Source organism: Caulobacter sp. P1_D6, assembly GCF_056406095.1.
The window spans coordinates 92,982-116,502 of record NZ_JBFUAW010000021.1 but is presented as its reverse complement, the minus strand read 5'-3'; the positions used below and the strand labels follow the sequence as shown (position 1 = coordinate 116,502).

The 23,521-nt window shown below is 69.9% G+C and carries 23 protein-coding genes; 8 read left to right on the top strand and 15 right to left on the bottom strand.

Annotated features, from left to right (window positions below):
* Positions 1–50: 50 nt before the first annotated feature.
* From AC1DYP_RS13585 to AC1DYP_RS13560, 6 genes are all read right to left on the bottom strand, one after another.
* Positions 51–491 carry a hypothetical protein gene (locus AC1DYP_RS13585; RefSeq protein WP_477046748.1) on the bottom strand — a complete coding sequence of 147 codons (441 nt, stop codon included), beginning with the start codon at positions 489–491 and terminating at the stop codon, positions 51–53.
* 50 nt (positions 492–541) lie between these two features.
* Entirely contained in the window at positions 542–1,021 is a 480-nt protein-coding gene (locus AC1DYP_RS13580) for a sterol desaturase family protein (RefSeq protein ID WP_477046747.1), read from the bottom strand.
* A 20-nt stretch (positions 1,022–1,041) separates the two neighbouring features.
* Positions 1,042–2,241 carry an ABC transporter permease gene (locus AC1DYP_RS13575; RefSeq protein ID WP_477046753.1) on the bottom strand — a complete coding sequence of 400 codons (1,200 nt, stop codon included), beginning with the start codon at positions 2,239–2,241 and terminating at the stop codon, positions 1,042–1,044.
* Entirely contained in the window at positions 2,241–3,212 is a 972-nt protein-coding gene (locus AC1DYP_RS13570; RefSeq protein ID WP_477046746.1) for an ABC transporter ATP-binding protein, read from the bottom strand. Before AC1DYP_RS13570 ends, AC1DYP_RS13575 begins: the two co-directional genes overlap by 1 nt.
* Entirely contained in the window at positions 3,209–4,102 is an 894-nt protein-coding gene (locus AC1DYP_RS13565; RefSeq protein WP_477046745.1) for a polyprenyl synthetase family protein, read from the bottom strand. The genes AC1DYP_RS13570 and AC1DYP_RS13565 overlap by 4 nt, the downstream gene beginning before the upstream one ends.
* A 118-nt stretch (positions 4,103–4,220) precedes the next feature.
* Positions 4,221–4,733, bottom strand: a complete 513-nt coding sequence (locus tag AC1DYP_RS13560; protein ID WP_477046744.1) for a hypothetical protein — start codon at positions 4,731–4,733, stop codon at positions 4,221–4,223.
* Positions 4,734–4,882: 149 nt separating this feature from the next.
* On the opposite strand from AC1DYP_RS13560, the gene AC1DYP_RS13555 reads away from it, so the two are divergent.
* From AC1DYP_RS13555 to AC1DYP_RS13540, 4 genes are all read left to right on the top strand, one after another.
* Entirely contained in the window at positions 4,883–5,722 is an 840-nt protein-coding gene (locus AC1DYP_RS13555; protein WP_477046743.1) for an RsiV family protein, read from the top strand.
* Between the two features lie 93 nt (positions 5,723–5,815).
* A complete protein-coding gene (locus tag AC1DYP_RS13550; RefSeq protein WP_477046742.1) occupies positions 5,816–7,156 on the top strand; it encodes a hypothetical protein in 1,341 nt (446 codons plus the stop codon).
* Between the two features lie 7 nt (positions 7,157–7,163).
* Positions 7,164–8,723: a hypothetical protein gene (locus tag AC1DYP_RS13545; protein WP_477046741.1), complete on the top strand. Its 1,560-nt coding sequence runs from the start codon at positions 7,164–7,166 to the stop codon at positions 8,721–8,723.
* 39 nt (positions 8,724–8,762) lie between these two features.
* The gene (locus tag AC1DYP_RS13540; protein ID WP_477035490.1) at positions 8,763–9,260 is read left to right on the top strand and encodes a DUF2199 domain-containing protein; all 498 of its coding nucleotides are present in this window, start codon (positions 8,763–8,765) and stop codon (positions 9,258–9,260) included.
* 6 nt (positions 9,261–9,266) lie between these two features.
* On the opposite strand, the gene AC1DYP_RS13535 is transcribed toward AC1DYP_RS13540, so the two are convergent.
* Complete coding sequence (locus AC1DYP_RS13535) at positions 9,267–10,799, bottom strand: acyl-CoA carboxylase subunit beta (protein ID WP_477035491.1); 1,533 nt, start codon at positions 10,797–10,799, stop codon at positions 9,267–9,269.
* 148 nt (positions 10,800–10,947) lie between these two features.
* Positions 10,948–11,673 (bottom strand): ATP12 family chaperone protein, encoded by a 726-nt coding sequence (locus AC1DYP_RS13530; protein WP_477035492.1) that lies wholly within the window; start codon positions 11,671–11,673, stop codon positions 10,948–10,950.
* A gap of 107 nt (positions 11,674–11,780) precedes the next feature.
* Between AC1DYP_RS13530 and AC1DYP_RS13525 the strand changes: the two genes are divergently transcribed.
* A complete protein-coding gene (locus AC1DYP_RS13525; protein WP_477046740.1) occupies positions 11,781–13,163 on the top strand; it encodes a DUF1800 domain-containing protein in 1,383 nt (460 codons plus the stop codon).
* Positions 13,160–14,506 (top strand): DUF1501 domain-containing protein, encoded by a 1,347-nt coding sequence (locus AC1DYP_RS13520; protein WP_477046739.1) that lies wholly within the window; start codon positions 13,160–13,162, stop codon positions 14,504–14,506. The genes AC1DYP_RS13525 and AC1DYP_RS13520 overlap by 4 nt, the downstream gene beginning before the upstream one ends.
* A gap of 183 nt (positions 14,507–14,689) precedes the next feature.
* Here the strand turns inward: AC1DYP_RS13520 and AC1DYP_RS13515 are convergent, their stop codons facing one another.
* The 4 genes from AC1DYP_RS13515 to crcB form a co-directional block, all read right to left on the bottom strand.
* On the bottom strand, positions 14,690–17,290 hold the full coding sequence (locus tag AC1DYP_RS13515; RefSeq protein ID WP_477046738.1) for a glycosyl hydrolase 115 family protein: 2,601 nt from the start codon (positions 17,288–17,290) through the stop codon (positions 14,690–14,692).
* 130 nt (positions 17,291–17,420) lie between these two features.
* Positions 17,421–17,627 (bottom strand): hypothetical protein, encoded by a 207-nt coding sequence (locus AC1DYP_RS13510; RefSeq protein ID WP_477035498.1) that lies wholly within the window; start codon positions 17,625–17,627, stop codon positions 17,421–17,423.
* A 77-nt stretch (positions 17,628–17,704) separates the two neighbouring features.
* Complete coding sequence (locus AC1DYP_RS13505) at positions 17,705–18,694, bottom strand: RluA family pseudouridine synthase (protein WP_477046737.1); 990 nt, start codon at positions 18,692–18,694, stop codon at positions 17,705–17,707.
* Complete coding sequence (gene crcB / locus AC1DYP_RS13500) at positions 18,691–19,077, bottom strand: fluoride efflux transporter CrcB (RefSeq protein ID WP_477046752.1); 387 nt, start codon at positions 19,075–19,077, stop codon at positions 18,691–18,693. Before crcB ends, AC1DYP_RS13505 begins: the two co-directional genes overlap by 4 nt.
* Before the next feature lie 152 nt (positions 19,078–19,229).
* Between crcB and AC1DYP_RS13495 the strand changes: the two genes are divergently transcribed.
* Together AC1DYP_RS13495 and AC1DYP_RS13490 are read left to right on the top strand one after the other, a co-directional pair.
* Positions 19,230–20,378: an energy transducer TonB gene (locus tag AC1DYP_RS13495; protein ID WP_477046736.1), complete on the top strand. Its 1,149-nt coding sequence runs from the start codon at positions 19,230–19,232 to the stop codon at positions 20,376–20,378.
* A 141-nt stretch (positions 20,379–20,519) separates the two neighbouring features.
* Entirely contained in the window at positions 20,520–21,761 is a 1,242-nt protein-coding gene (locus AC1DYP_RS13490; RefSeq protein ID WP_477035502.1) for a hypothetical protein, read from the top strand.
* A gap of 14 nt (positions 21,762–21,775) precedes the next feature.
* Here AC1DYP_RS13490 and AC1DYP_RS13485 read toward each other — a convergent pair whose 3' ends face one another.
* The 3 genes from AC1DYP_RS13485 to AC1DYP_RS13475 all read right to left on the bottom strand — a co-directional run bounded on the left by AC1DYP_RS13485 (position 21,776) and on the right by AC1DYP_RS13475 (position 23,490).
* Entirely contained in the window at positions 21,776–22,288 is a 513-nt protein-coding gene (locus tag AC1DYP_RS13485) for a CC0125/CC1285 family lipoprotein (RefSeq protein ID WP_477046735.1), read from the bottom strand.
* Positions 22,289–22,308: 20 nt separating this feature from the next.
* Positions 22,309–23,148, bottom strand: a complete 840-nt coding sequence (locus AC1DYP_RS13480) for an RluA family pseudouridine synthase (RefSeq protein ID WP_477046751.1) — start codon at positions 23,146–23,148, stop codon at positions 22,309–22,311.
* A 120-nt stretch (positions 23,149–23,268) separates the two neighbouring features.
* The gene (locus AC1DYP_RS13475) at positions 23,269–23,490 is read right to left on the bottom strand and encodes a hypothetical protein (protein ID WP_477046734.1); all 222 of its coding nucleotides are present in this window, start codon (positions 23,488–23,490) and stop codon (positions 23,269–23,271) included.
* Positions 23,491–23,521 lie beyond the last annotated feature (31 nt).

The window sequence follows — 23,521 nt, the reverse complement described above, 5'->3', positions numbered from 1 at the left end:
TCCGTCGGCTACGCCGACACCTCCCCCACAGGGGGAGGACCTAGAAGCTCCTACTTCAGCACCCCTCGCCGCGTCATCCACCACGCATACCAGATGAAAAACGCCAGCAGCCCCGCGATGACGGCGCTGGTGATCGCCATCTGGGAGCCCATGATCTTGCCGCCGTCCGTCAGAACGTAGGTGTAGACCAGACTCAGCAGGAAAGCCGCCAGCGACACCGCCAGGACCGGCCAGGCCAGCTTGTTGCGCAGCAGGATCAGCACCGACCCCGCGAACGCCCCGAACACCCCGATGGCCCAGACCGCCGTCATCCAGGCCGGCATCTGATGATAGTGGTCGATCTGGGCCGGCGTCATGCCCGCGCCGGCCATGTAGGCCGCGCCCTGGGTCATGCTCATCACGAAGTCGAAGGCGCCGATGGCGTTGAACAGCACGGCGACGACGCCCACCAGCCACAGGTGCCAAGGCGTCCTGATCGTTGTCTCGCTCATAGTCCCCTCCCCAACCGCGCGGCCGCTCGCCGCTGTCTCAGTGGATCGTCCTAGGCGTCGACACCTCGCGCCCTGAGCTTGGCCTTCAGCTCCCGCACCGGCCGCGCCAGCAGGAAGCCGAACGACACGCAGCCGTCCTTGGTGTGTACCGCGTGATGGATTCGATGAGCCTGGATCAACTGCTTCCAATAGCGCGATCGCCCCAGCGGAACCTTGAACCGCTGGTGCACCATGCCGTCGTGGAAAACGAAATAGATCGCGCCATAGGCCGTGATCCCCAGGCCGATCGGCAGCAGCCACGGGACGCCGTGCACCCCGAAATAGATCGCCACGATGGCCGGCGTGGCGAACACCACCGCGAACAGGTCGTTCAGCTCGAACAGTCCGGTGCGCGGCTCGTGGTGCGAACGGTGCCAGACCCACAGCCAGCCGTGCATCACATAGCGATGCATGACCCAGGCGAAGCCTTCCATGAAGGCCAGGGCCGCCAGGAACAGGGCCAGGTGAAGACCAAGGGTCGCCATCGTCATCCCGACTATCGCCGCTCCAATCAACGTCTCAGGCGGCGCGCCAACGTGTGCGCGACCACCAGGCCGAACAGCCCGACGACGGTCAGCACGCACCAGGCCTTATACACCCCCCCGATCCCGGCGTCGCGCCAGAGGATCGCCTGATAGGCCTCGATGGTCCAGGCGTGGGGCGTGAACCAGCCCGCCGCCTGGAGCCAGGGCGGCATCAGGAAGCGCGGCACCATGCTTCCTCCGATGGCGGCCAGGACCAGGATCACGAAGGTCGACAGCATCTGGGCCTGTTCCCGCGTGCGGCACAGCGAGACCAGCCCCAGCGCCACGCCGGCCGCGCAGGCCGAGGCCGCCAGGGTTGTCGGCAGCCACAGCATCGCGTGCTGGACCACCGCCACGCCGTAGACAATCTGGGCGGTGGCGAAGATCAGCAGGGCCTGGATCGTCCCCTGCCCGACCAGGAACAGGAACTTGCCGCTGACCACCGGGCCCATGCCCGCCGTGCCGGCCAGCAGGCGGTCGGCCACGCCCGAGCTCTGCTCGTCCATCAGGCCCAGCGCGCCCTGCATGGCCGAGAACAGCGCGAACAGGATCATCACCGCCCCGGCGTAGTAGGCGATCACGCCGCCGCCGGTCTTGGCGTTCTTAATCGCCTCGCGCTCGAAGAAGCCGCCGTCGTCGTGGGTCTTGGTCTCGCGCATCAGGGCCGCGGCGCTGTCGGCGTTCTCGATCTGCTCGTCGGTGAAGCCGCCGAGGGCGGGCTCCAGCTGGGTCACCGTTCGACGCAGGGTGACGTCCGGCAGAGCGTCGGCCAGCACCTGCTGCACCCGGGCCTGGGCCAGGGGCGCGGCCACCGCGCGGCTGGGGTCGGCGACGATCAGGAAGGGCTTGTCGGCCGAAGCCGGATCGGCCCGGATCACCAGGCCGGCGTCGGCCTGTCCCGCCTTGACCCGCCGCCGCACCTCTTCGGCCGTCGGCGCCATCTCGGCGCGGACCTCGGGCGAGCGAACCAGCGCCGCCGCCAGCCGGGCGGAGTCCGCCGTGCGGGCCGTGTCGGCCACCGCCAGCTTCAACTGGATGTCGTCGCCCGTCGTCCCGGCGAACACCGACGAGAAGATCAGGAACACCAGCGGCGGCAGCAGGAACGTCATCAGCAAGGCGCCGCGATCGCGCCAGAGATCCAGCGCCATCACCCGCACCATGGCGGCGATCTTCCACAGAGGCTGCATCACGCCGCCAGCTTCCGGTCGGCCACCAGGGTGAAAAGATTGGCCAGGGACGGTTCGCGCACCCGGATTTCGCGCGGCGTCAGGCCCGCCTCCCGCAGCCGCTTGTCCAGCTTTCCCGCCGCCGCGTAGCCGTCGGTGTCCAGCCGCGTCCAGACCGTCGAGCGCCCCGTGCGCTCCAGGCCCTCGGCGAGCAGGGCGCTCTCGCCGGCGGCGGCGAGCGCCTCGGCCAGGTGGACCTGGATCTCCATCCGCTCGCCGAACGCCTCGGCGATCAGGGTCTGGGGCGCGCCCTCCAGCACCATCCGGCCGTCGCGCAGGAAGCCGACGCGGTCGGCCAGGGCGTCGGCCTGGTCGAGGTCGTGGGTGGTCATCAGCACCGCCACGCCCAGGTCGCGCAGGCCGCGGATCACCGCGTCCACGGCCTCGCGGGCGTCCAGATCCACCCCGACGGTCGGCTCGTCCAGGATCAGCAGGCTGGGCTCGTGGACGATGGCCGCGGCGATGTTGGCCCGGCGCTTGTAGCCGCCCGACAGATGCTTGATCGGCACATCGGCTCGGTCGGCCGTGCGGGTGAGTTCCAGGGCGCGCCGGACGGCGGCCGCCAGGCCGGCGCGCGGCACGTCGGCCAGGGCGGCGAAGGTCTGGATGTTCTCGGCCACCGTCAGGTTCGGATAGAGGGCGATCTCCTGGGGAACCAGGCCCAGGCCGGACCGCGCCCCCGCCACGCGGGTGGGGTCGCGCCCCTTGACCAGGACCTCGCCCTGGTCAGGCCGGATGCGGCCGCAGATGGCGCGGATCAGGGTGGTCTTGCCCGCCCCGTTGGGGCCCAGCAGCGCATAGATCTCGCCGGGACGCAGCACCAGGTCGACGCCGCGCAACGCGGGCTTGCCGCCATAGGCGTGGACGGCGCCGCTCACGGTCAGGGCGGGCGCGGCGACGATGGGGTCCGACGAAACGGGCTCGACGGTCACGCCGCCGCCTTGCGCCGGGCGAACAGGTCGCCGACGTAGCGGCCCAGCAGGCCGCCGCAGCCCACCCGGGCCAGGGCGCCGAACGCCTTGGCCAGGTGCTCCTCCATGACCTCGCGGGCCCCGGTCGGGCCCAGGGTGGAGACCACCGTGGCCATGGCCGCGTCCTTGCCGACGTCCTTGCCGGCCGCCTCGGCCGAGCCCTGGACGTCGATCAGGTCGTCACGGATCTGGAAGGCCAGGCCGATGTGACGGGCAAAGACACCCATCGCCTCGACCGCCGCCTCGGGGGCGCCGGCGACCATCGCCCCGCCCTGGGCGGCGGCGACGATCAGCACCCCGGTCTTCTCGTGATTGAGGCGGTCCAGCGCGGCCGGGTCCCGCAGCTGGTCGCGGTCGAACAGGTCGCGGGCCTGGCCGGCGATCAGGCCGGAAAAGCCCACGGCCTGGGCCGCGCGGCCGGCCAGCTCGGCGCGCAGCGCGGCCGGCAAGCCCTGGTCGGCGGCGATCACCGCATAGGCCTGGTTCAGCAGCCCCACCCCGGCCAGGATCGCCGTGGCCTCGTCGAAGGCGCGGTGGATGGTCGGCAAGCCGCGTCGCAAGCCCGCGTCGTCCATCGCCGGCAGGTCGTCCAGGATCAGCGAGGCGGCGTGGATCATCTCGAACGCGCAGCCCACGTCCAGCGCCGCCCCCTCGGGCGCGCCGAACTCGGCGGCGGCGAGCAAGGTCACCATCGGGCGGAAGCGTTTTCCGGGGGCCAGCAGCGAATAGCGCACCGCCTCGACCAGCCGGTCGGGCGCCGAGCCCAACGGCGGGGCCAGTTCGGCCAGCCGCCGATCCACCCCGGCGCGCAGGGTCTCGATTCTCTGGAAAAAGGCGGCGTGGTCGTCCATCTCGTGGGTCGCGACCGTACTTCCACCCCGACGCGGGCGAGCGCATTTGAACGGCGCCCCCCGGGGGCGTCAACCGAAAGGTCCTCGTCCGGACGACCCGGGGGCGGACAGGCGCCGATCAGCCCCGGCAGAAGCCGAAGAAGCGCTTGATGTCGGCCCGCTCGGCCGCCGTGCGGGCGTCCTGCGGATAGGCCTTGTCCTCGACCTGGCTGATCAGGCCGGTCTTCTCGAAGGCGGCCAGGACGGCGTCGGCCAACGGGATCTTGCCGACCGCGTCCAGACCGTCGGCGATCTCGGACGGCGTCAGCTGGGCGGCGTAGCGGCCCTGGGCCTTGCCGGACTGCAAGCGCACCGTCCCGGCCCCGGGCTTGCCCTTGATCAGGCTCGTGTGGAAACCCACGGCGGGCGTCTTGCGGCGGCACGAGAAGATGATCCCCACCACGTCGCTGTCGGGCAGGCCGTAGGCCAGGCGCTTCTCGTTCTCGGGCGTGCCGAAATAGTTCCACTTCAGGCCGTCCGGGGCCGGCGCGGCCTTTTGCGACGTCAGCGACGCGGGCGGCGCGGTCGTCGAACAGGCGCCCAGCACCACCGCGCTCGCCGCCAGCGGCAGCCACAATCCCTGATGCTTCATCGCCCGTCCCCGTTCAGCCCGCCTCCGATCTAGCCGCGTTCGGCGGAAATGGCGACCGGCCCCAGCCCGGAAACCGCCCCATGGACGGGTCTGGCGACACAAGGCAGGGTGGAGCCAGCTGGCGGGGGCGGCGTTCAGGAGTGATGTCCATGAAACCCTTCCCCCTCGCCGCTCTCGGCCTGGTCGCCGCCCTGGCCGCCTGCGACCGCAAACCCGCCCCGCCGCCGGTCGAGACCCCCGCCGCGCCGACGGCGCCGATCGCCGCCGCCCCGGCCCCGATGGCGCGCCCCCTGGCCTTCGACCAGACCGACACCGCGGCCAAGGTCGCCCTGCGCCTGCCCGCCGAGATCGCCAACTATCCCGCCCTGCACACCCTGCTCTACGACCGCGAAGTGGCGGGCCTGCGGACCTTCGCCGCCAAGGCCGCGGCGGATCACAAGGCCTCGACCGGCCAGTTCCCCTGGCGGCCCTACAATCGCCAGGGCCAGTGGTTTCTGGCCGCCGACGCCGCGCCCCTGGTGTCCTTGCGCGCGCTTTGGTTCGAGGACACCGGCGGCGCGCACCCCAACCACGGCGGCGCATCGCTGCTGTGGGACACGGCGGCCAACCGCGAGATCCAGCCCAAGGCGCTGTTCCGGGAGGGCGTCGACATGACTGTGCTGGACAAGGCGATCTGCGACGCGGTCGCCCAGGCCAAGACCCGCCGCGAGGGCGCCACGCCGCTCAACGACATGTTCTCGTGTCCCAAGTGGAGCCAGACCGTCCTGGCCCTCGCCCCCTCGGCCATCCCGGGCAAGATCGGCGGACTGACGGCGCTGATCGATCCCTATGTGGTCGGTCCCTATTCCGAGGGCGACTACGAGGTCACCGTCCCCGCCGCCGCGTTCCAGGGCCTGCTGGCCCCGGCCTATGCCGGCGCGTTCGGCGGCGCGCCGAAATCGCCGGGCAATCCGGACGGGACGCTCAGCGTGACGATGGACCTGAAGTAGCGCCCCGCGTTTCTCCCAGTTTGAATCCGCCTCAAGGTTGCGCTTGTCACGTACCGGTGCAATCTGGTCCCGTTTCGATTGGGGGAACTATCCATGCGTAAGTTTTATCTCGCCGTGGCCATGGCCGCGGCGGCGACGCCGGTCTGCGCGACCGACCTGGCCAAGTCCTCGGACGGCTACACCTATTTCAACAAGCCGGGCGCCCAGGTCGCCGTCCACGACGCCGACGTCCGCGACTGCAAGGTCAAGGCCGGCCGCCTGCACCAGCCCGACACCAGCGCGCCCGTCTACGCGCCCGGCCTGGCCGGCGCCATCGGGGTGGCGATCGCCAAGGCCATCGCGCAGGCCGTCGCCGACGCGAAGGCCCGCCCTGTGAACGTCGAGAACTGCATGGTCGTGAAGGGCTGGCGCGTCGTGGCGCTGGATCCCCTGACCGGCGAGGCCGCCAGCAAGCTGGAAACCGCCGCCAAGGTCGCCCGGATGACGCCGCTGATCGGCGCCGCCGAGCCTGAAGGCACGATCGTGCGCGTGTTCGCCAACGACGCCGCCAGCAACCAGACCGCCGGCATGTTCTCGCCCGCCCGCAACACCATCAAGTCGGCGCTGAGCGTCGAGGCCATGGGCGATCCGCCCGAAAGCGACAAGCCGACCAAGGAAAAGGCCCCGCCGGCTCCCAAGCTGGCCAAGAGCGCCCGTCCGCCCGCGCCCCTCAAGGCCGAGCAGCTGGGCGAGATCCCGGCCGACTCGGCGCTGATCGTCGTCAACGTCCAGGGTACGGGCGCCTTCTCGGTCACCTTCCAGCGCCAGGGTCCCGACGCCAAGACCCCGGCTTGGGCCGACGGCCGTCCGGGCAGCTTCCTGGCCGCCCAGCCGGTCAAGGCCGCCGCCACCGCCGGCGGCGCCCAGGGCACGACCCTGGTGTTCGCCGTGCCGCCCGGCCGCTGGAAGATCGCCCACATGAGCGCCGGCCTGTTCACGGTCAGCCTGTGCCTGGGCGCGCCCTCGTTCGAGGTCGCGGCCGGCGACGTGGTCTATGCCGGTTCGTTCGACCCGGCCTCGGCGACCAACAACATCGGCCCGGAAATGACCCTGGAGCCCTACCGCGCCGTCTTCCCGGCCCTGTCGGGCCTGGGCGACAAGATGCGGCCGGCCACCTACGTCAACGGCTCCACCGGCCAGTGCCAGGGCGCCTACATGTACGCGCTGGAAACCACCGGCGGGCAGTTCGCCGAGGGCTACGCCCACGGCTCCAAGGCCCAGCCCGCCCAAATGGCTCCGACGACTTCGGCCTCGGCCGCCGCGGCTCCGGCGCCTCAAGCCGCCACCCCCGCCGCGACGCCGGCCGCTCCCCCCGCCCCGGCGACGAGCCCGACGCCGACGTCCGCCCCGGCCGCCACCGCCCCCGCGGCGGCTTCGGCTCCGGCCGCGTCCTAGGTCGACCATGGCCTGGACCCTCGACCGGCGATCGTCCTGGGCGATCGCCGGCCTGGCGTCGCTGACCAGCGCGGGGGGCGCGGTCGCCGGCACTTACTACCAGCCGCTGATCTACGGGGCGCCGCCCGCCGTCTATTCCTACGGCGCGGCGGGCGAGAACGCGCGCATGCCGATGTCCCTGACCGACACGGCGCCCGTCGCCGTGGAGGGCGAGGTCTCCAAGGACGGGGTGATGGCCCAGCACGTCCTGCGCGTCGACCAGGCCCGCGTCTTGACCAGTCTGGTCCAGGGCCGCTTCCGCTCGATCCCGGCCGGCACGGCCCTGGCCCGCGTCGAGGTCACCGGACCGGCCAATCTGGTCGTCTGGTGCGACCTGCGGGCCAACACCACCTGGAACCGCCGCGGCTCGTTCGAGTGCCTGACCGACACCAAGGGCGCCGGCGTGTTCGACCAGGGCTGGGCCGGGATGTCGGACTACTATTTCGCGGCCGCCGGCTTCAACGTCGTCAACTCGCCGCGCACCCTGGTCAACAAGGCGACCTGGCGCGAAGCCAAGCCTGACGAACGTCCCACCCTGCTGCTGGGCTACAAGTGGTGCGACGGTGACGGGACCGCCAAGCCCGCGCGCTTCGCCCGGGCCCTGCAGGCCGACGGCGACAATCGCTGGTTCGTGGCGGGCTCCTACTGCGCGGGCGGAGCCAGCGCGCCGCTCGGCGGCGGGGCCTTCGACCTGGGTCCGCTGAAGGTCACCACCTCGGCCGGCGCGGCGCCTGGCGCGCTGCGCTACAAGGTCGAAGGCCGACTGCCGCCCACGCCCCTGCTCCAGCCGGTGCTCTCGGGCCTGGCCGACCTGTCCGCCCCGCCGGAGCCCAAGGTCAACCGCGCCCTCGCCCCGCCCCCGGCCGAGCTGTCGCTGAAGCCGCTGGTCTCGGCCGGCGCCGCCCCGGCGGTCGTCGCCGGCGACATCGCCAAGGGCCAGCCGTTCTTCACGGTCGGCGTACGCCACGGCGTCACCGGCGTGCTCAAGCAGGAGGTGCGCGGCAAGGGCTGGTTCTTCGACAAGGCCCTGCCGGCCGGCCAGCCGGTCTACGGCGTGCCGATGGCCGGAGCCGGCGCGACGGGCCTGGTCTGGTGCGCCCCGCGCCAGGACGACAAGCCCAAGGGCAAATCGCCCACCCGTTGGGTCGCCGCCTGCCTGCCGCAGAACGCCGCCCAGGCCAATTGGGTCGAGGCTCAGACGGCGATGATGAGCGTCAACCTGTCGTGGTTCTACGGCAGCCGCACGACCAACGCCCTAGACGTCGAGCGCGGCCCGATCGACCTGCCGCCGATGACCCTCAGCTACGTCTTCGCCGGCTGGAGCGAGCAAGGCTCGCTGATGCTGGAGGTCCGCCTGGACTGGGGCGAAGGCCCGCAACTGCTGCGCGCCCTCCGCGTCGCGCCGGGCGCCGACGGCGTGGTGAGCGTGAAGACCATGGACGGGGTGATCAGCGTCAAGCGCGTGGGCGACGCCGCCCAGGCGCAGACGCTCAAGCCTCTGCTGGCCCAGGCGGACGTCGTCTATTAGACAGCGATAGCTCTATGCCGCTCAGGATTCCCAGCCGCAATGTCGTATGTCTGCAGCCAGTGCGGCGCCGCTCACGAGAACCTCCCTGTCTGGGCCTGTCGCGCGCCTGACCTGTGGGCAGCCGCCAGCGAGAAGGAACGCGATGAGGACTTCCGCCTGAGCGGTGATTTCTGCAGCTTTCGCGACGAGCACTATTTCGTCCGCTGCGTGCTGCAGATTCCCGTCGTCGACTCCGACACCGAAGTCTTCGAGTTCGGGGTCTGGAGCACCCTGAGCGCCGAGAGTTTCCGGCGCTATTTCGACACGTTCGACGACACGGACCAATCGAAGCTCGGCGCGATGTTCGGATGGTTCGCGAACCGGCTCGACGGTTATCCTGACACCCTGAGCCTGGCTTGCGACGTGCTGCCTCAGGACAACGGCCAGCGCCCGCTGATCCGGTTTCACGACACTGACCACCCTCTCGCCGTTCAACAGCGAGAAGGGGTCACGCTGCGGGTGGCCACCGATTACCTTCACGCGCGAGGGGCGCTCTAGGCGGCCCTACAGCGGGATGTTGTCGTGCTTCTTCCAGGGGTTCGACAACTCCTTGCCCTTCAGGCTCTTCAGCGCCCGGACGATGCGCTTGCGGGTGCCGTGGGGCATGATGACGTCGTCGATATAGCCGCGCGAGGCCGCCACGAACGGGTTGGCGAAGCGGTCCTTGTACTCGGCTTCGCGGGCGGCCAGGGCCTGCGGGTCCTTGGCCTCCTGGCGGAAGATGATCTCGACCGCGCCCTTGGCGCCCATGACCGCGATCTCGGCTGTGGGCCAGGCATAGTTGAAGTCGCCACGCAGGTGCTTGGAGCTCATCACGTCATAGGCCCCGCCATAGGCCTTGCGGGTGATCAGGGTGATCTTCGGCACGGTGGCCTCGGCATAGGCGAACAACAGCTTGGCGCCGTGCTTGATCAGGCCGCCGTACTCCTGCTTGGTGCCCGGCATGAAGCCCGGCACGTCGACCAGGGTGATGATCGGGATGTTGAAGGCGTCGCAGAACCGCACGAAGCGGGCGGCCTTGCGGCTGCTGTCGATGTCCAGGACGCCGGCCAGAACCTGGGGCTGGTTGGCGACGATGCCCACGCTCTCGCCGTCCATGCGGGCGAAGCCGCAGACGATGTTCTTGGCCCACTCGCTTGAGATCTCGAAGAAATCCGCCTCGTCGACGATCTTCAGGATCAGTTCCTTCATGTCGTACGGCTTGCCCGGATCGCTGGGGATCAGGCTGTCGAGGCTGGGCTCGGCGCGGTAGGCCTCGTCGAAGCTTTCGCGTTCCGGCGCGGTCTCGCGGTTGGACGAGGGCAGGAAGTCGATCAGGCGACGCACCTGGGTCAGGGCTTCCAGGTCGTTCTCGAACGCGCCCTCGGCCACGCCCGACTTGGAGGCATGCACCCGCGCACCGCCCAGCTCCTCGGCGGTGACCACCTCGTTGGTGACGGTCTTCACCACGTCTGGGCCGGTCACGAACATGTAGCTCGTGTCCTTCACCATGAAGATGAAGTCGGTCATGGCCGGCGAATAGACGTCGCCGCCGGCGCAGGGGCCCATGATCACGCTGATCTGCGGCACGACGCCCGAGGCCATGACGTTCTCGAGGAAGATGTCGGCGTATCCGGCCAGGCTGTCGACGCCCTCCTGGATGCGCGCCCCGCCCGCGTCGAACAGGCCGATGATCGGCGCGCCGACCTTCATGGCCTGACGCTGGACCTTGACGATCTTGGCCGCGTGGGCGCCCGACAGGCTGCCGCCGAACACCGTGAAGTCCTTGGAGAAGACGTAGACGACCTTGCCGTTGATCGTGCCCCAGCCGGTGACCACGCCGTCGCCGGAGATCTTCTGGTCGGCCATGCCGAACTCGGTGCCGCGATGCTCGACGAACATGTCGAACTCCTCGAAGCTGTCTTCATCGAGCAACAGGTCGATCCGCTCGCGCGCGGTCAGCTTGCCCTTGGCGTGCTGGGCGGCGACGCGCTTCTCGCCGCCGCCGGCCCGGGCCTGCTCGCGACGACGATCGAGTTCCTCGAGAATATGCTGCACGCGGACGCTCCCCTGCTCTCTCACCTGGGCGGTTTTCCCACCTTATGAGCCGAGCCGTAATGGCGCGAGCTTTCCGTGGCAAGCCGTACCCTGCGGCAGTGCAGCAACGAGCGGCGTTCGGCTAAGTGCTTGAACGTTCTGCAGGGGCTTAGCGGCGCAACGCCGCGAACCAGCGCTCCAGAACCTGGGCTTCGATCGCCAGGGCCTCGGCGCGGGCGACCGCTTCGGCGTCCTGCCCCCAGGTCTCGGCCTGGAAGATCTCCTCCAGCCGCGACAGGTCCAGCGCCTTGCGGCCGGTGACCTTGCCCGCGCGCAGCGCCAGGCCCAGGACGGTCGAGCCGAACAGGCCGGCCGCGTAGGCGACGCCGGCCAGGGTGAAGTCGTCCATGGTCAAGGCCAGGGCCTCGACCGAGGCCAGGGCGGCCGGCGATTGCGGCGTGTGGATCACGCCGGCGGCGGGCTTCAGATGCAGGTCCAGCTCGGCCTTGGCCCAGTCCAGCATGCCGCCCCAGTCGCGCTTCTGGCGCTCGACCAGGGGCGTGGGATGGTCGGCCCAGTAGCAGAGCAGGTCCGAGCCGGCGTAGGCCGCGACCTCGGCGGCCACCTCGGCCCGGGTTTCGCGGATGCGGTCGATGGCGGTGAAGGCCAGGCGGGTGGCGGGCATGGCCGTTGTATCGATGAGATCGACCTGGGCGTCCCACTCGGCCGCGACCAATTGGGCCAGGACCAGGGTCGGCAGGACCAGTGGCGACTTGGCCGGCGACTTGGGCGTGCGGCCGTCCAGCAGCACGGCGAAGCCGCCCTCCACCGGAGCCGCGGTGGCGGCCTTGTAGAAGCGGCGGGGACGTTGCAGCAGATCGGGCTTGTCGACCAAGGCGGAACTTCTTTTCAGTTCAGACATCAAAACATCGGTTTCAGGCCGTTGAATGATCAAACAACGCGCCCAAGGCAAGAGACGGCGACGCAAGGGAGAGCAACCGCGTGAGCCTACCCTCCAACGACATGATGGCGGCCATCGCCGCAACCCGTTTCGGCCTGGGCGCCCGTCCCGGCGAGATCGATGCGGCGAAGAGCGACCCGCGCGGCTTCCTGACGGCGCAGATCCGTCAAGAGGGCGCCGACCAGCCGCAAGGCGGCGAAGGCTCGGCCCAGCGCCTGGCCGAGGTCAATGCCTACCAGATGGAGAAGCGCGACGCGAAAGCCATGGGCGATCCCAAGGCCCCGCCGGTTCGCGACCTTCAGAAGGAGTTGCGCGAGCAGGCCGGCGACGACTTCCTGGCCCGGGCCCGACTGGGCGCCAACACCGACGCGGCGTTCCGCGAGCGCTGGGCGCTGTTCTGGGCCAACCACTTCACCGTCTCGTCCACCAACCTGGCCGTGACCTCGGTGGCGGGGCCGTTCGAGCAGGAAGCGATCCGCCCGCACGTGTTCGGCCGCTTCGAGGACCTGTTGGTCGCCTCGTCCACCCATCCGGCCATGCTGCTGTACCTGGACCAGGCCCAGTCGGTGGGCCCGAACAGCCGGGCTTCCCAGTACCAGCGCAAGAACGCCAAGAAGGCCGGCGGGCTGAACGAGAACCTGGCCCGCGAGATCATGGAGCTGCACACGGTCGGGGTCGACGCCGGCTACAGCCAGGCCGACGTCACCGAGTTCGCCCGGGCCATGACCGGGTTCAGCGTCGGCCGGCCGCAGGACCAGAACCCGCACCAGTTCCTGTTCCGCGACAACGCCCATGAGCCCGGCGCGCGGACGGTGATGGGCAAGCACTATCCGGAACAGGGCCAGGCCCAGGCCCTGGCGGTGATGCGCGACCTGGCCGCCAGCCCGCACACCGCCCGCCACGTCTCGACCAAGCTGGCCGCCCACTTCGTCAGCGACGAGCCGCCGCCAGGGCTCGTGGCCAGGCTGCAGAAGACCTATCTGGACAGCGGCGGACGGCTGGACGAGATGGCCCGCGCCCTGGTGAACGCGCCGGAGGCCTGGGACCCCGCCCCCGCCAAGTTCAAGACGCCCTACGAGTTCGCGATCTCGACCTGGCGAGCCGTGGGCGCCGAACCGTCGGGGATCGGCAAGCTGGCGCCGGTGCTGACGGGCCTGGGCCAGAAGCCGTTCTCGCCGCCCTCCCCCAAGGGCTGGGCGGACGAGGCCCAGACCTGGTGCGCGCCCGACGCCCTGATCAAGCGCCTGAGGTTCAGCGAGGGCTTCGCCGCCGTCGCCGCCGACCGCCTCGACCCCAACACCTTCGCCCAGTCCGCCCTCGGGGCGCGCCTGACCCCGCCGGTCGCCAAGGCCGTGGCCCGGGCCGAGACCCGCCGCGAGGCCATGGCCCTGTTGTTGATGAGCCCGGAGTTCCAACGCCGATGAACGCTCAAGTTTCCCGCCGCTCGCTCCTGCTGCAGGCCGCCGGCCTGGGCGTCTCGGTCAGCTTCCTGGGCGGCTCGGCCTTCGCCGCCGCCGACGGGGCGATGGCCAGGCGCAAGATGGTGGTGGTCATCTGCCGGGGCGGCATGGACGGCCTGACTGTCAGCCCGCCGGTCGGCGATCCCGACTACGCGGCCCTGCGCGGCGCGGTGGCCGTGTCGCCGGACCAGGCGCTGAAGCTGGACGGAATCTTCGGCCTGCACCCGGCCCTGGAGTCGGTGCACGCCCTGGCGCTGCAGGGCCAGGCCCGCATCGCGCCGGCCATCGCCAGTCCCGACCGCGCCCGCTCGCACTTCGAGGCCCAGGACGTGCTGGAGACCGGCGCCGCCGAGGTCTACGGCGTCAACACCGGCTGGCTGAACCGCACGCTCGAGGCGATGGGGCCGTCGAAAATCGAGGGCCTGTCGGTGGGCGCCACCGCTCCGCTGATCCTGCGCGGCAAGGTCCAGGCCGCCAGTTGGTCGCCGGGCAAGGGCGTCGACGAGACCGCCCGCCTGCCCACCCTGCTGCAGGATCTCTACAAGGCCGACCCGATGATGGGCCGGGCCTTCGCGCGCGGCTTGGAGACCGAGGCCATGGCCCAGCAGGCGATGACCGCGCTCAACCCCGCCCCCGTCCCCGTCTCGACGGACGCGACGGCGATGGCGCCCCAGATGGCCGGCAAGGCGATGTGGCAGAACGCGGTGAACACCTCGGCCGCGACGCCGCAGGTCATGGCGCCGCCGGCCATGGGATCGGCGCCCACCCAGAACGCCCAGGCCATCGCCGGCCAGCGTCAAGCGCGGGAAGCCGCCCGCAAGCTGGGTTCGACCCTTGCCGGCTTCATGGTCCAGGAGGGCGGCCCGCGCATCGCCGCCATCTCGCTGGACGGCTGGGACACCCACGCCGGCCAGGTCGGTCAGTTGAACACTCGCCTCTCCTACCTGGACGCGGTGCTCGACGGGCTGAACACCGGTCTGGGCGAGGAGTGGAGCAACACCGTGGTGGTGGCCGCCACCGAGTTCGGCCGCACCGCCCGGGTCAACGGCACCGGCGGCACGGACCACGGCACCGGCTCGACCGCCCTGGTGCTGGGCGGCGGCCTGAAGAAGGGCGGGATCATCGGCGACTGGCCCACCCTGAAGCAGGAGGCCCTGTTCGAGAACCGCGACGTGCGCCCCACCCTCGACATGCGCGGCCTGTTCAAGGGCGTGCTGGCCGAACACATGGGCGTCGACCGCGCGGCCCTGGAGAGCAAGGTGTTCCCAGACAGCGCGGACGCCAAGGCGGTGACGGGGCTGGTCTAGGAGGCTCGGACTTAGCTTTCTTCCCAAAACGGCTGTCATCCCGGACGAGCGCGCAGCGCGAAGATCCGGGACCGACGCCTGAGCGCCGCGCTTCCGGCGGTCCCGGATCGGCGGCCCTTCGGGCCTTGTCCGGGATGACAGCCCTAGTGGCAGCAAACCCAAATGCGATAGGCCCGCCGTCCCTCAGCGCTGGTCGACGATCACCTTCTCCAGCACCACGTTGTCGTCCAGGCGCCAGACCTTGATCACGCGCCGGCCGGCGGCGACGCCGTCGAAGCGGGCCTCCACCGTGTGGGCGTTGTTCTTGACCGCCTCGACCCAGGCGACCTGGGCCGGCGTCGAGGCCCCGCCGGCGGTGGGGACCAGATTGGCCGTCACCACCTGGACGGGGCCGTCGTCGATGGAGACGCCGATCCGCATGCCCTTGCCGCCCGTCGTGTCCAGGGTCGGCGCCAGGCGCAGGCCGATCCTCACGGGACCAGGCTTGGCGACCGAGACGCCGTACTCCAGCCGCACGCCGTCGCCGGTCGCGGTCGAGGGACGGCCCTGCGGCAGGGCCACCACCGCGTCGCCCTGGCCCAGATCGGACAGCACCGTCCAGGCCAGGCCCTTGCCGCCGACCGCGCGGTCGAACTTCGCGGCTTCGAGGACGACGACCTTGGGATCGCCCCGGCTGGGCGGCGCGAACTTGATCTCGGCCTTCAGGCGCTCGGGCGGGGTGTCGGCCGACACCCGCATGACGCTGGGCATGGTCTGCTGGCTGGGGTCGTTCCAGATCACGTAGCTCATGTGGACCTGGTTCATCATCCCGGCCCACTTGCCGCCGTTGCGGGCGTGGTATTCCGCCGTCAGGTCGGCGTCGCGCTTGAAGGTCGCCTCCACCTGGCTGGCGAAGTAGTTGGCGCGGGCGTCGTTTTTGGAAGCCAGGCGGCGGTTCCAGGCGGTGGCGTAGTACATCTCGTAGAGGTTGGAGAACGCCAGCACCGGATATTCGACCAGCTGGAAATAGGCCTCCTGCTGGTCGGGGCGCAGCCGGGTCTTGATCGCCTCGACCTTGGCGACCAGCGCGCGCCAGTCCTCGATCATCGCTCCGAACTCACCGCCGTCCAGCACCGGCCCCATGCCTTCGCCCAGCAGGAAGGTGTCCTGGTCGATCAGCTCGGGTTTGCGCCGCGAGGCGTAGACGCCGTAGGTCGCCATGACCTCGCCGATGTCCGGACCCAGCGCCTCGCCGAAGGTCTCGCCGGCCCATTGCCGCGGATAGGCCTCCAGGGCCTGGGGCGTCATCGCCTCGGGGTTCCAGGCCATGCGCATGAAGAAGTCGAGCGGGTATTCCAGCGGCTTGATGTCGCCGACATTGACGATCCACAGGTTCCGCGCCCCGCGCTCGTAGGCCAGGTCCATCTGCTGCCAGATCTTGGCCACCTGGTTGGTGTTGATCCACTTGTAGTTCCGCGGCCCGCCCACATAGTCGAAGTGGTAGTAGACGCCGTAGCCGCCGGCCCGATCGATGGGGTCATGGCCGCCCAGCGAGGCCGCCACGGGCAGCCGCCGGATCTGGCCCCAGTTGTCGTCGGCGAACAGCAGGGTCACGTCGTCGGGCACCCGCATGCCGTGGTCGTAATAGTCCTGCACCTCCTTGTAGAGCGCCCAGACCTGGGGCGTCTTCTCGGGCGGCTTGCCGGTCACCTCGGCGATGATCTTGCGCTGGTCGGCCACCACCTTTTCCAGCAGCTGGGTGGCCGTTCCCTCGGCCATCGCCTCGTCGCCGTCGCCGCGCATGCCCACGGTCACCAGACTCTCGTAGGGCGTGCCGTCGCCCTTCGACATCATCCGCTCGATGCCGCCGCGCCAGAAGGTCCGCAGGTTGTCGCCGTTGGTCGTGTAGTCCCAACGCCCGCCGGTGACCCCCTTGTCGGTGTTGCGATGCCACTCGGCCTGGGCCCGCGTCATCGGCTCGTGGTGCGAGCTGCCCATGACCACGCCCATCTCGTCGGCCAGCACCTTGTTGCGCGGATCGTCGTCGTTGAACGCCTTGGGCGCCCACATGGCCGGCCACAGGTAGTTGCCCTTCAAGCGCAGGGTCAGCTCGAAGACATGGGCATAGAGGTCGGCGTTGATCCCGCCGAACTTGGCCTTGGCCCAGCCGCTGAACGCCGGGTCCTCGTCGTTGATGAAGAAGCCGCGATACTTCACCCGGGGATGGTCGGCCCGGGCGCCGGCGGTCAGGAACAGGTCCTTCTTCCTGGCGACTGGCACGTCGGCCCACCACGACCAGGGCGAGACGCCGATCCGTTCGGACAGGTCGTAGGCCCCGTAGACCGCGCCTCGCCGGTCGGCGCCGACGATGACCAGGGCGCGCGGGACGCCGGGCGCCGGGCGCTCGACCACCACCTGCCGGAAGCCTTCCCACTGGCCCGCGAGATCCTCGACCTTCAGCTTGCCGCTCTTGACCAGGGCGTCGATGGCCGGGCTTGAGCCGAGCACGCCGATGATCACCGTGGGACCGTTGGCCTTGGACAGATTGGAAAGCTTGGCCGCCTCGCCGCCGCCGACCTTGCCGAGGTCGGCGCGCAAGCCCTCCGCCGCATGCCGCACCGCCGGGTCGGCCGTGGGGTCAACATAGACCGACACGGGCTGTCCGCCGCGGATCAGCGCCAGGCTCGTCGATTTGCCCGTCGCGCAGACGGTGACCGGCGTGTCGCACGCGAACGCCGCCGGAGCGACGGCCAGGGCCAGGACGAGGCTCCAGGCGCCTCGGGTCGGAATGGGATGGGTCCGCACGCTTCCTCCTGGGCCTGATCAGCCCAAGCCTGGTCCGCTGGGGGCGTGTCGACCGAATTATGATCTGACCAATCAAGACCAGAGGTCAGACCATATCAGCGCGCGCGGATCGCACAAGGCTTGCCCGCCCCTACCCCGCCGCGTTCAGCTTGCGCTCGACCGCCTCGACCAGCTCCTTGACGTCCTGGTGCTTGCCGTTCTTGAAGGCGATCCGTGTGCCGGCCTTCAGCGGGCCCATCAAGGGGCCCTCCGTGGGGACGGGCGCGAAGCTGAGGACCTCGACCGTGTTGATCGAGACCGGCGAGTCGTCCGGACGCGTGAAGCTGACAAAGGCCATGAAACACATCCCTCAAGGTTGAGGAATGAGCTTTTCACAGCCAAAAGGCGCACTCAAGCGCTAGCGGCGCTTGGTCCTTAGCGGCGCTTGGTCTGGCGGCGGGCGAACGGGTCCTGGTCGGCCTCGTCCTCCGAGAAGCCGAACTTGGCGAAGCCGGCCTTCAGCTCGGGGCTGATCGGCGCCTCGATGAACAGCATGCCGACCGAAGGGTGCGGCAGCATCACCGAGCGGGCGTGCAGCTGCAGCTTCAGGCCTTCCGACAGCTGGGTCGACTTCTCGTCGCTGTACTTGGGGTCGCCCAGGATCGGGTGGCCGATGGCTTTCATGTGGGCGCGCAGCTGGTGCGTGCGGCCGGTGTGCGGGCGCAGCGCCATCCAGGTGACGCGCGGGCCGGCGCGGCTGATCGAGACGAACTCGGTCTCGGCCGGCTGGGCGTCCTGGTCCTTGGGTTCGGCCGGCACGACCAGCTCGCGGTCGCCGACGCCCCGCTTGGCGAGGTGCAGCTCGATCACGCCCTCGGTCGGGTGCGGGTTCCCCTGGACGATCGCCCAATAGGTCTTCTGCGCCTTGCGCTTGGCGAACGAGCCCGACAGGCGCGCGGCGGCGGCCGGGGTCTTGCCCAGCAGCAGCACGCCGGAGGTGTCGCGGTCCAGGCGGTGGACCAGCTTGGGCCGGTTGACGCCCTCGCCCCAGGCGCTGAGCAGCTTGTCGATGTGGTGGGTGGTCTTGGTGCCGCCCTGCACGGCCAGGCCGGCGGGCTTGTTCAGCGCCAGGACTTCCTCGTCCTCGTACAGCACCAGCGACTTGGCGAAGGCGATGTCGCGCTTGGACAGTTCCTGCTTCTGGTCAGGATCGGGCGCGTCGGGCAGCGGCGGCACGCGCACCTGCGAGCCGGCCGCCAGCTTGGTGTCGGCCTTGACCCGAGAGCCGTCGACCCGGACCTGGCCCGAGCGGAACAGCTTGTTGAGCTGGATGTGGTTCAGGTGCGGCCAGCGGCGCTTGAACCAGCGGTCCACCCGGACGCCGTCCTCGCCATTGTCCACATAGAGGGTACGAACTTCTTTCATGCCGCGAAGATCCTGCGGGCGATCAAGAGGCCCGCGAAAAGGGCCGCCACGGACAGGATCACGCTGGCGGACGTATAGGTAAAGGCCTGGGCGTAGGCGCGCTTCTCGATCATCAGCGCGGTCTCCAGCGAAAAGGCCGAAAAGGTGGTGAAGCCGCCCATCACGCCGACACCGAGCAGGACTCGCCAGTGTTCTTGTTGCGCGCCGCCCCGCAGGGCCAGCCAGGCGGCCAGAAGGCCCATCAGCAGTCCGCCCGTCAGGTTGACGATGAAGGTGCCGTAGGGCCAGTTCGATCCGAACAGGCGCAGGGCCTGAACACCCACCAGATAGCGGGCGACGGAGCCAACGGCGCCTCCGACGGCTACGAGGAGAAGTTTGGTCATCGCGCCCTTATGCGCCGGGCGGCCGCGAACGCCAAGCCACGCCTGAAGCCGCGTCACGAAACCGAACGCCGAAGCGGCTTGAACGTCGCGTGGGCGATTGTCACATGGTGTAACCATAGGTAGCATCATTTGCACGTCGTCGAGAGAATCCCATGTCGCTGCCGCGCGTGATCGCCCTGAGCCTGCTGATCGGTTCTCCCGCCTACGCCACGATCCCCCCGCCCCCTTCGCCCAAGGGGTTCGAGGTGACGGTCTTCGACCCGCTGCCCCGCGAGGCGACCTGCGTCGGCGGCCGGCCATTGCGGGTGATCGAAGCGGCGGCGCTGCATCCACGGGTCGCGGCGGCCTACGGCGAGCCGATCGTGGTCACCGCCGACGCGCCGCCGGTGGCGGCGAAGGACTCGCCCGACGAGGTGCTGACATTCTCCGTCAACGCCGAGGGCCAACCGCTCGATATCCGCCGCCTCGCCACGGGCCCCGGCTTCGCGGATCCCGACACCGTGATCGCCGCCCTGGCCGGCTGGCGGTTCGAGGCCGGCGCGCCGCTCTCCGGCTGCCGGGTGTCTATCCCCACGCACCGCGCTCCGATCGAACAGGCCAGCCGCGCCACCCTGTTCGAGATCATCGCCTTCGACCGCCGCAACACCCCGCCCGCGGTTCGCGAGGCCATCTCCAAGGCCGGCAACTGCGGGGCGGCGCCGCGCCGTCTGCCCAAGACCATCGCCTATCCGGACCTGCGCCGCTTCAACGGCCGCGATCGGAACCCGGCCTGGGCGGGCGTGGTCTACGACATCGATGCGGACGGAACGCCGCGCAACGTCCGGGTCGACAGCCAGGGCGGCGATCCGGCCCTGGCCGACGGAGCCGCCGCGGCTGTCGCCGGAAGCCGCTACCAGCCGGGCAGACCGGTGCAGGCCTGCTATGTGACCTTCGCCGCCGAGCCCCGCGAGACCCCCGCCCCGCCGCGCCCGAAGACCGTCGCCAAGCTTCCTGAAGGCGAGACCCCAGCGAACGACTGTCCCGTGACCCAGGCGCAGCTGAACCTGCCGGCGTTCAAGAACTATCCCCGCGCCTACGCCGCCCGGAAGGTGGCGGGCTGGGCCCTTCTGAGCTTCGACGTCGCGCCGTGGGGCCAAGTCGGCAACATCCAGGTGGTCGACTCGCAGCCCAGCGCCGCCTTCGGCCAGGCGGCCCTCAGCATGCTGTGGACCGCTCGCCCGAAGCCTCCAGCCGAAGGTTACAGGGGCTGCATAGTGCCGGTTGTTTACAATATTCCCGACCCAGAGCCGATATTCGACTGATCAAGGGCTCCAAAAGGCCCGGGAAACGTGCATTTCGACGTTTAGACATCTTGCGGTAACCTAGTTTGCAAACCGTGTTCCTGCACCGAGCGTTAAGGCTGTAAAAGGCATCCTATGGGCTCCTCCCGCGCCAAGGCCAACATGCCCTTCGATTCGAGCCATAGCGACGACCGCAATGAGCATCTGGCTCTCAGCGGACCCGTGCTCCAAAGGCTGGCGGGGTCCGAACTGATCGCGCGCGGTTCGGTCAACATCATCAGCGTCAGGGCCATCCGCCGCTGGGCCGGCGACTGGTGGGACAAGAAGCGCGTCGACGTCTGGACCTATGTCGAGCGCAAGCTGGCCGAACACCTGGACCGCAGCGACCTGCGCGCCCGGATCGGCGAGGAAGACTTCCTCATCGCCATGAACAACGACCAGGGCCTCGCCGCCCAGGCCACCAGCGTGCGCATCCTCGAAGACGTGCTGACCCATCTGCTGGGCGCGGCCGAGCCTGGCGACCTAGGCGTGCGGTCCGTGATCGGCGTCGAGGCCGGCGGCGTCGTCTGCCGTCCGGTCGACGCGGCCGTGGTGCTGGCCGCCCGGGCCCGCCGCGACTCGACCCGCTCGCCCATCCGCTTCGACATCGATCCGCTCGAAGAGACTCGCCGCACGCCGGTGGCCTTCACCACCGCCGGCGGCGCGGCCCTGCGCGTCGACTTCACGCTCGAGCACGTGATCAGCCTCAAGCGCAACGTCGCCACGGCTGTGCGCATCGAGCCGGTGGTCACCCACCTGGGCTCGGGCAAGCAGATCAGCGCCCGCGCCGTCTCGCGCCTGCCCGACCGCGACGCCGCCTTCATCGACGAAGCGGCTCTGAAATACGCCGCCGTCTTCGCCCGCTCCTCGCAGGGCCACGACCGGCCCGACCTGATCGTGCCGGCCTCGTTCCGAACCCTGGGCACCCAGCGCGGCCGCGACATGCTGACCGGCACCTCGGGCCTGTCGCTGGCGCTGCTGCGCGGCGGCATCATGATGGAGCTGGTCGACGTCACGCGCGGCACGCCCGCCGGTCGTCTGCTGGAAGTGGTCGGCCTGCTCAAGGCCCTGACGCGCGGCGTTATCGCCCGCGTGCCGCCCGAGAAGGAAGCGCTGCGCGTGCTGCGCGACGCCCGCCTGCAGGGCCTGACCCTGGACGCCAGCGACCTGATGGGTCCGGCCGAGAAGATCGCCGCCGACATCATGGCCTTCGGTCGCGACGCCAAGGGCCTGGCCCCGATGGTCGCCCTGCAAGGCCTTCCCGCGGAAGGCTACTTCGCCGCCGCCGAGACCGCGGGCCTGACCCACGCGGCGCTGCGCGCTGCCCACCCGATCAGCTCGACGGCTAAAAAGGCGGTCGGCTAGACTCGGTTAGCTAGCTAGACTGCCGCGCGACCCTCGCCGACCGTGCGGACGATGGCGCGGGCGTCATAGACGTCGGCGCCGCGAGGCGGCTGGCCCTTACCGAACACCACTTCCATCGAGCTGCTCACGGCCGGTTTGGGCCCCAGGTTGAAGCTCGTCCCGACGCCGAGACCGACCGAACTGCCGCCGCCGTGCCGGCCATAGTCGTAGCTGCTGGTGCCGCCGCCGATCGACAGGGTCGAGCCGCTGTTCGAGCCGGTCTGCTGGGTCACGCGGTCGGCGACCCGGAACCAGTCGTAGCCGTCGCGCAGGGCCAGCTCGGCCGAGCGCAGCAGGACATAGTCCGAAACCTGGTTGATCGGCGCGCCGGGATTGCCCTGGAACGTGACGCGATATCGGCCGTCTTCCAGGCGATATTCCGAGTAACCGGCCCCGTGCGCCGCGGTCTGCGGCGCATAGAGCGTCGGCGCCGTGGTGCAGGCGGTCAGCATGGCGGCGGAAAAGGCGAGTATGATCAGGCGTTTCATGAGGAAATCTCCTGCCAGGCTTAACGAGTTTCCTGGCGTCCCTGTTCCGGTTTGGCCTGTTGCGGAACCTCAAGGCCCAGCTTAGCCAGAACCGTGAGCATGTCGTCCGGAATCGGCGCGCCGATCCGGCGCTCGCCGCCGTCGGGATGGGGGAAGACCAGACTGGCTGCGTGCAGCATCAGGCGCGGCACGGGCGCTCCGCCCAGCATCAGCGCCCCGCCATAGCGGCTGTCGCCGGCGATCGGCCGTCCGATCGAGGCCATGTGGACGCGCAGTTGGTGCATGCGGCCGGTGTCGGGGGAGAGCTCGACCAGGGCCGCGCCCTCGGTCGAGGCCAGGGTGCGATAGCGGCTGCGGGCGGTCTCGGCGTCGGGGTGGTCGGCCGCGCAGACCCGCATATAGGCCTCGCGCCCGATCGACTCCCGGCGCAGGGGGCTGTCGATCTGGCCGCCGCGCGGCTCGGGCGCGCCCGGCGTGACGATGGCCAGATAGGTCTTGCGGAAGCGCTTGCCCATCAGGGCCTTGCCCAGGAAGGTCGCCGCCGGCTTGGTGCGGGCGGTCAGGATCACGCCCGAGGTGTCGCGGTCCAGCCGGTGGATCAGGCGCGGCCGAGGTCGGTCCCGTCGCGCCAGGGCCCACAGCAGGTCGTCCAGCGTATGGGCCTGGATGCGTCCGCCCTGGCTGGACAGGCCGGCGGGCTTGTTCAGCACGAAGACGCTGTCGTCCTCGTGGATGACCAGCGACTTGGTGAACTCGATCTCTTCGGGGGTCAGGACGACCGGCGTGTCGGAAGCCTTGGACTTGGCGACGCCGGGCGGCGTACGGAAACGGGCGCTCTTGGCCGAAGACTTGTTACTCAGGGGGATGGCTTTCGCGACGCCGGGCTTGGAGATCGTTGAGTTCACGCTTGAGGACAAGACCGTAGAGCCCGACGCCGATCCCGATGGGCCCCAAGATGTAGATTATGGCTTCAAGCGGCGTCATGCCTTGTCTCCACGAGGCGCAATGTACCACGCGAGGGTATGGAAGACGAGCGCGAGCCCTATGGACACGTAGCTGGCGGTCTTGAACCCGGCGCCCTTGACGTAAGCCTCGATGAAGGAGGCGCCCATGATCGCGTAGGCATAGGTGGTCAGGTTGGCCGTGAAGAGCTTCAACCGCGTCTGCACATCGGCTTGCCGCTGAACCGGATCCTGCGTCATTCGCCTGTCCTCCGAGCGCTATCCCGAGATC

Bases quoted from the DNA above. Each gene is read 5' to 3' on its own strand.
- AC1DYP_RS13495 (WP_477046736.1), top strand. From the start codon at position 19,230: ATGTCGCTGCCGCGCGTGATCGCCCTGAGCCTGCTGATCGGTTCTCCC.
- AC1DYP_RS13580 (WP_477046747.1), bottom strand. From the start codon at position 1,021: ATGACGATGGCGACCCTTGGTCTTCACCTGGCCCTGTTCCTGGCGGCC.
- AC1DYP_RS13490 (WP_477035502.1), top strand. From the start codon at position 20,520: ATGCCCTTCGATTCGAGCCATAGCGACGACCGCAATGAGCATCTGGCT.
- AC1DYP_RS13560 (WP_477046744.1), bottom strand. From the start codon at position 4,733: ATGAAGCATCAGGGATTGTGGCTGCCGCTGGCGGCGAGCGCGGTGGTG.
- AC1DYP_RS13545 (WP_477046741.1), top strand. From the start codon at position 7,164: ATGGCCTGGACCCTCGACCGGCGATCGTCCTGGGCGATCGCCGGCCTG.
- AC1DYP_RS13485 (WP_477046735.1), bottom strand. From the start codon at position 22,288: ATGAAACGCCTGATCATACTCGCCTTTTCCGCCGCCATGCTGACCGCC.
- AC1DYP_RS13520 (WP_477046739.1), top strand. From the start codon at position 13,160: ATGAACGCTCAAGTTTCCCGCCGCTCGCTCCTGCTGCAGGCCGCCGGC.
- AC1DYP_RS13575 (WP_477046753.1), bottom strand. From the start codon at position 2,241: ATGCAGCCTCTGTGGAAGATCGCCGCCATGGTGCGGGTGATGGCGCTG.
- crcB (WP_477046752.1), bottom strand. From the start codon at position 19,077: ATGACCAAACTTCTCCTCGTAGCCGTCGGAGGCGCCGTTGGCTCCGTC.
- AC1DYP_RS13565 (WP_477046745.1), bottom strand. From the start codon at position 4,102: ATGGACGACCACGCCGCCTTTTTCCAGAGAATCGAGACCCTGCGCGCC.
- AC1DYP_RS13475 (WP_477046734.1), bottom strand. From the start codon at position 23,490: ATGACGCAGGATCCGGTTCAGCGGCAAGCCGATGTGCAGACGCGGTTG.
- AC1DYP_RS13510 (WP_477035498.1), bottom strand. From the start codon at position 17,627: ATGGCCTTTGTCAGCTTCACGCGTCCGGACGACTCGCCGGTCTCGATC.
- AC1DYP_RS13550 (WP_477046742.1), top strand. From the start codon at position 5,816: ATGCGTAAGTTTTATCTCGCCGTGGCCATGGCCGCGGCGGCGACGCCG.
- AC1DYP_RS13555 (WP_477046743.1), top strand. From the start codon at position 4,883: ATGAAACCCTTCCCCCTCGCCGCTCTCGGCCTGGTCGCCGCCCTGGCC.
- AC1DYP_RS13505 (WP_477046737.1), bottom strand. From the start codon at position 18,694: ATGAAAGAAGTTCGTACCCTCTATGTGGACAATGGCGAGGACGGCGTC.
- AC1DYP_RS13585 (WP_477046748.1), bottom strand. From the start codon at position 491: ATGAGCGAGACAACGATCAGGACGCCTTGGCACCTGTGGCTGGTGGGC.
- AC1DYP_RS13540 (WP_477035490.1), top strand. From the start codon at position 8,763: ATGTCGTATGTCTGCAGCCAGTGCGGCGCCGCTCACGAGAACCTCCCT.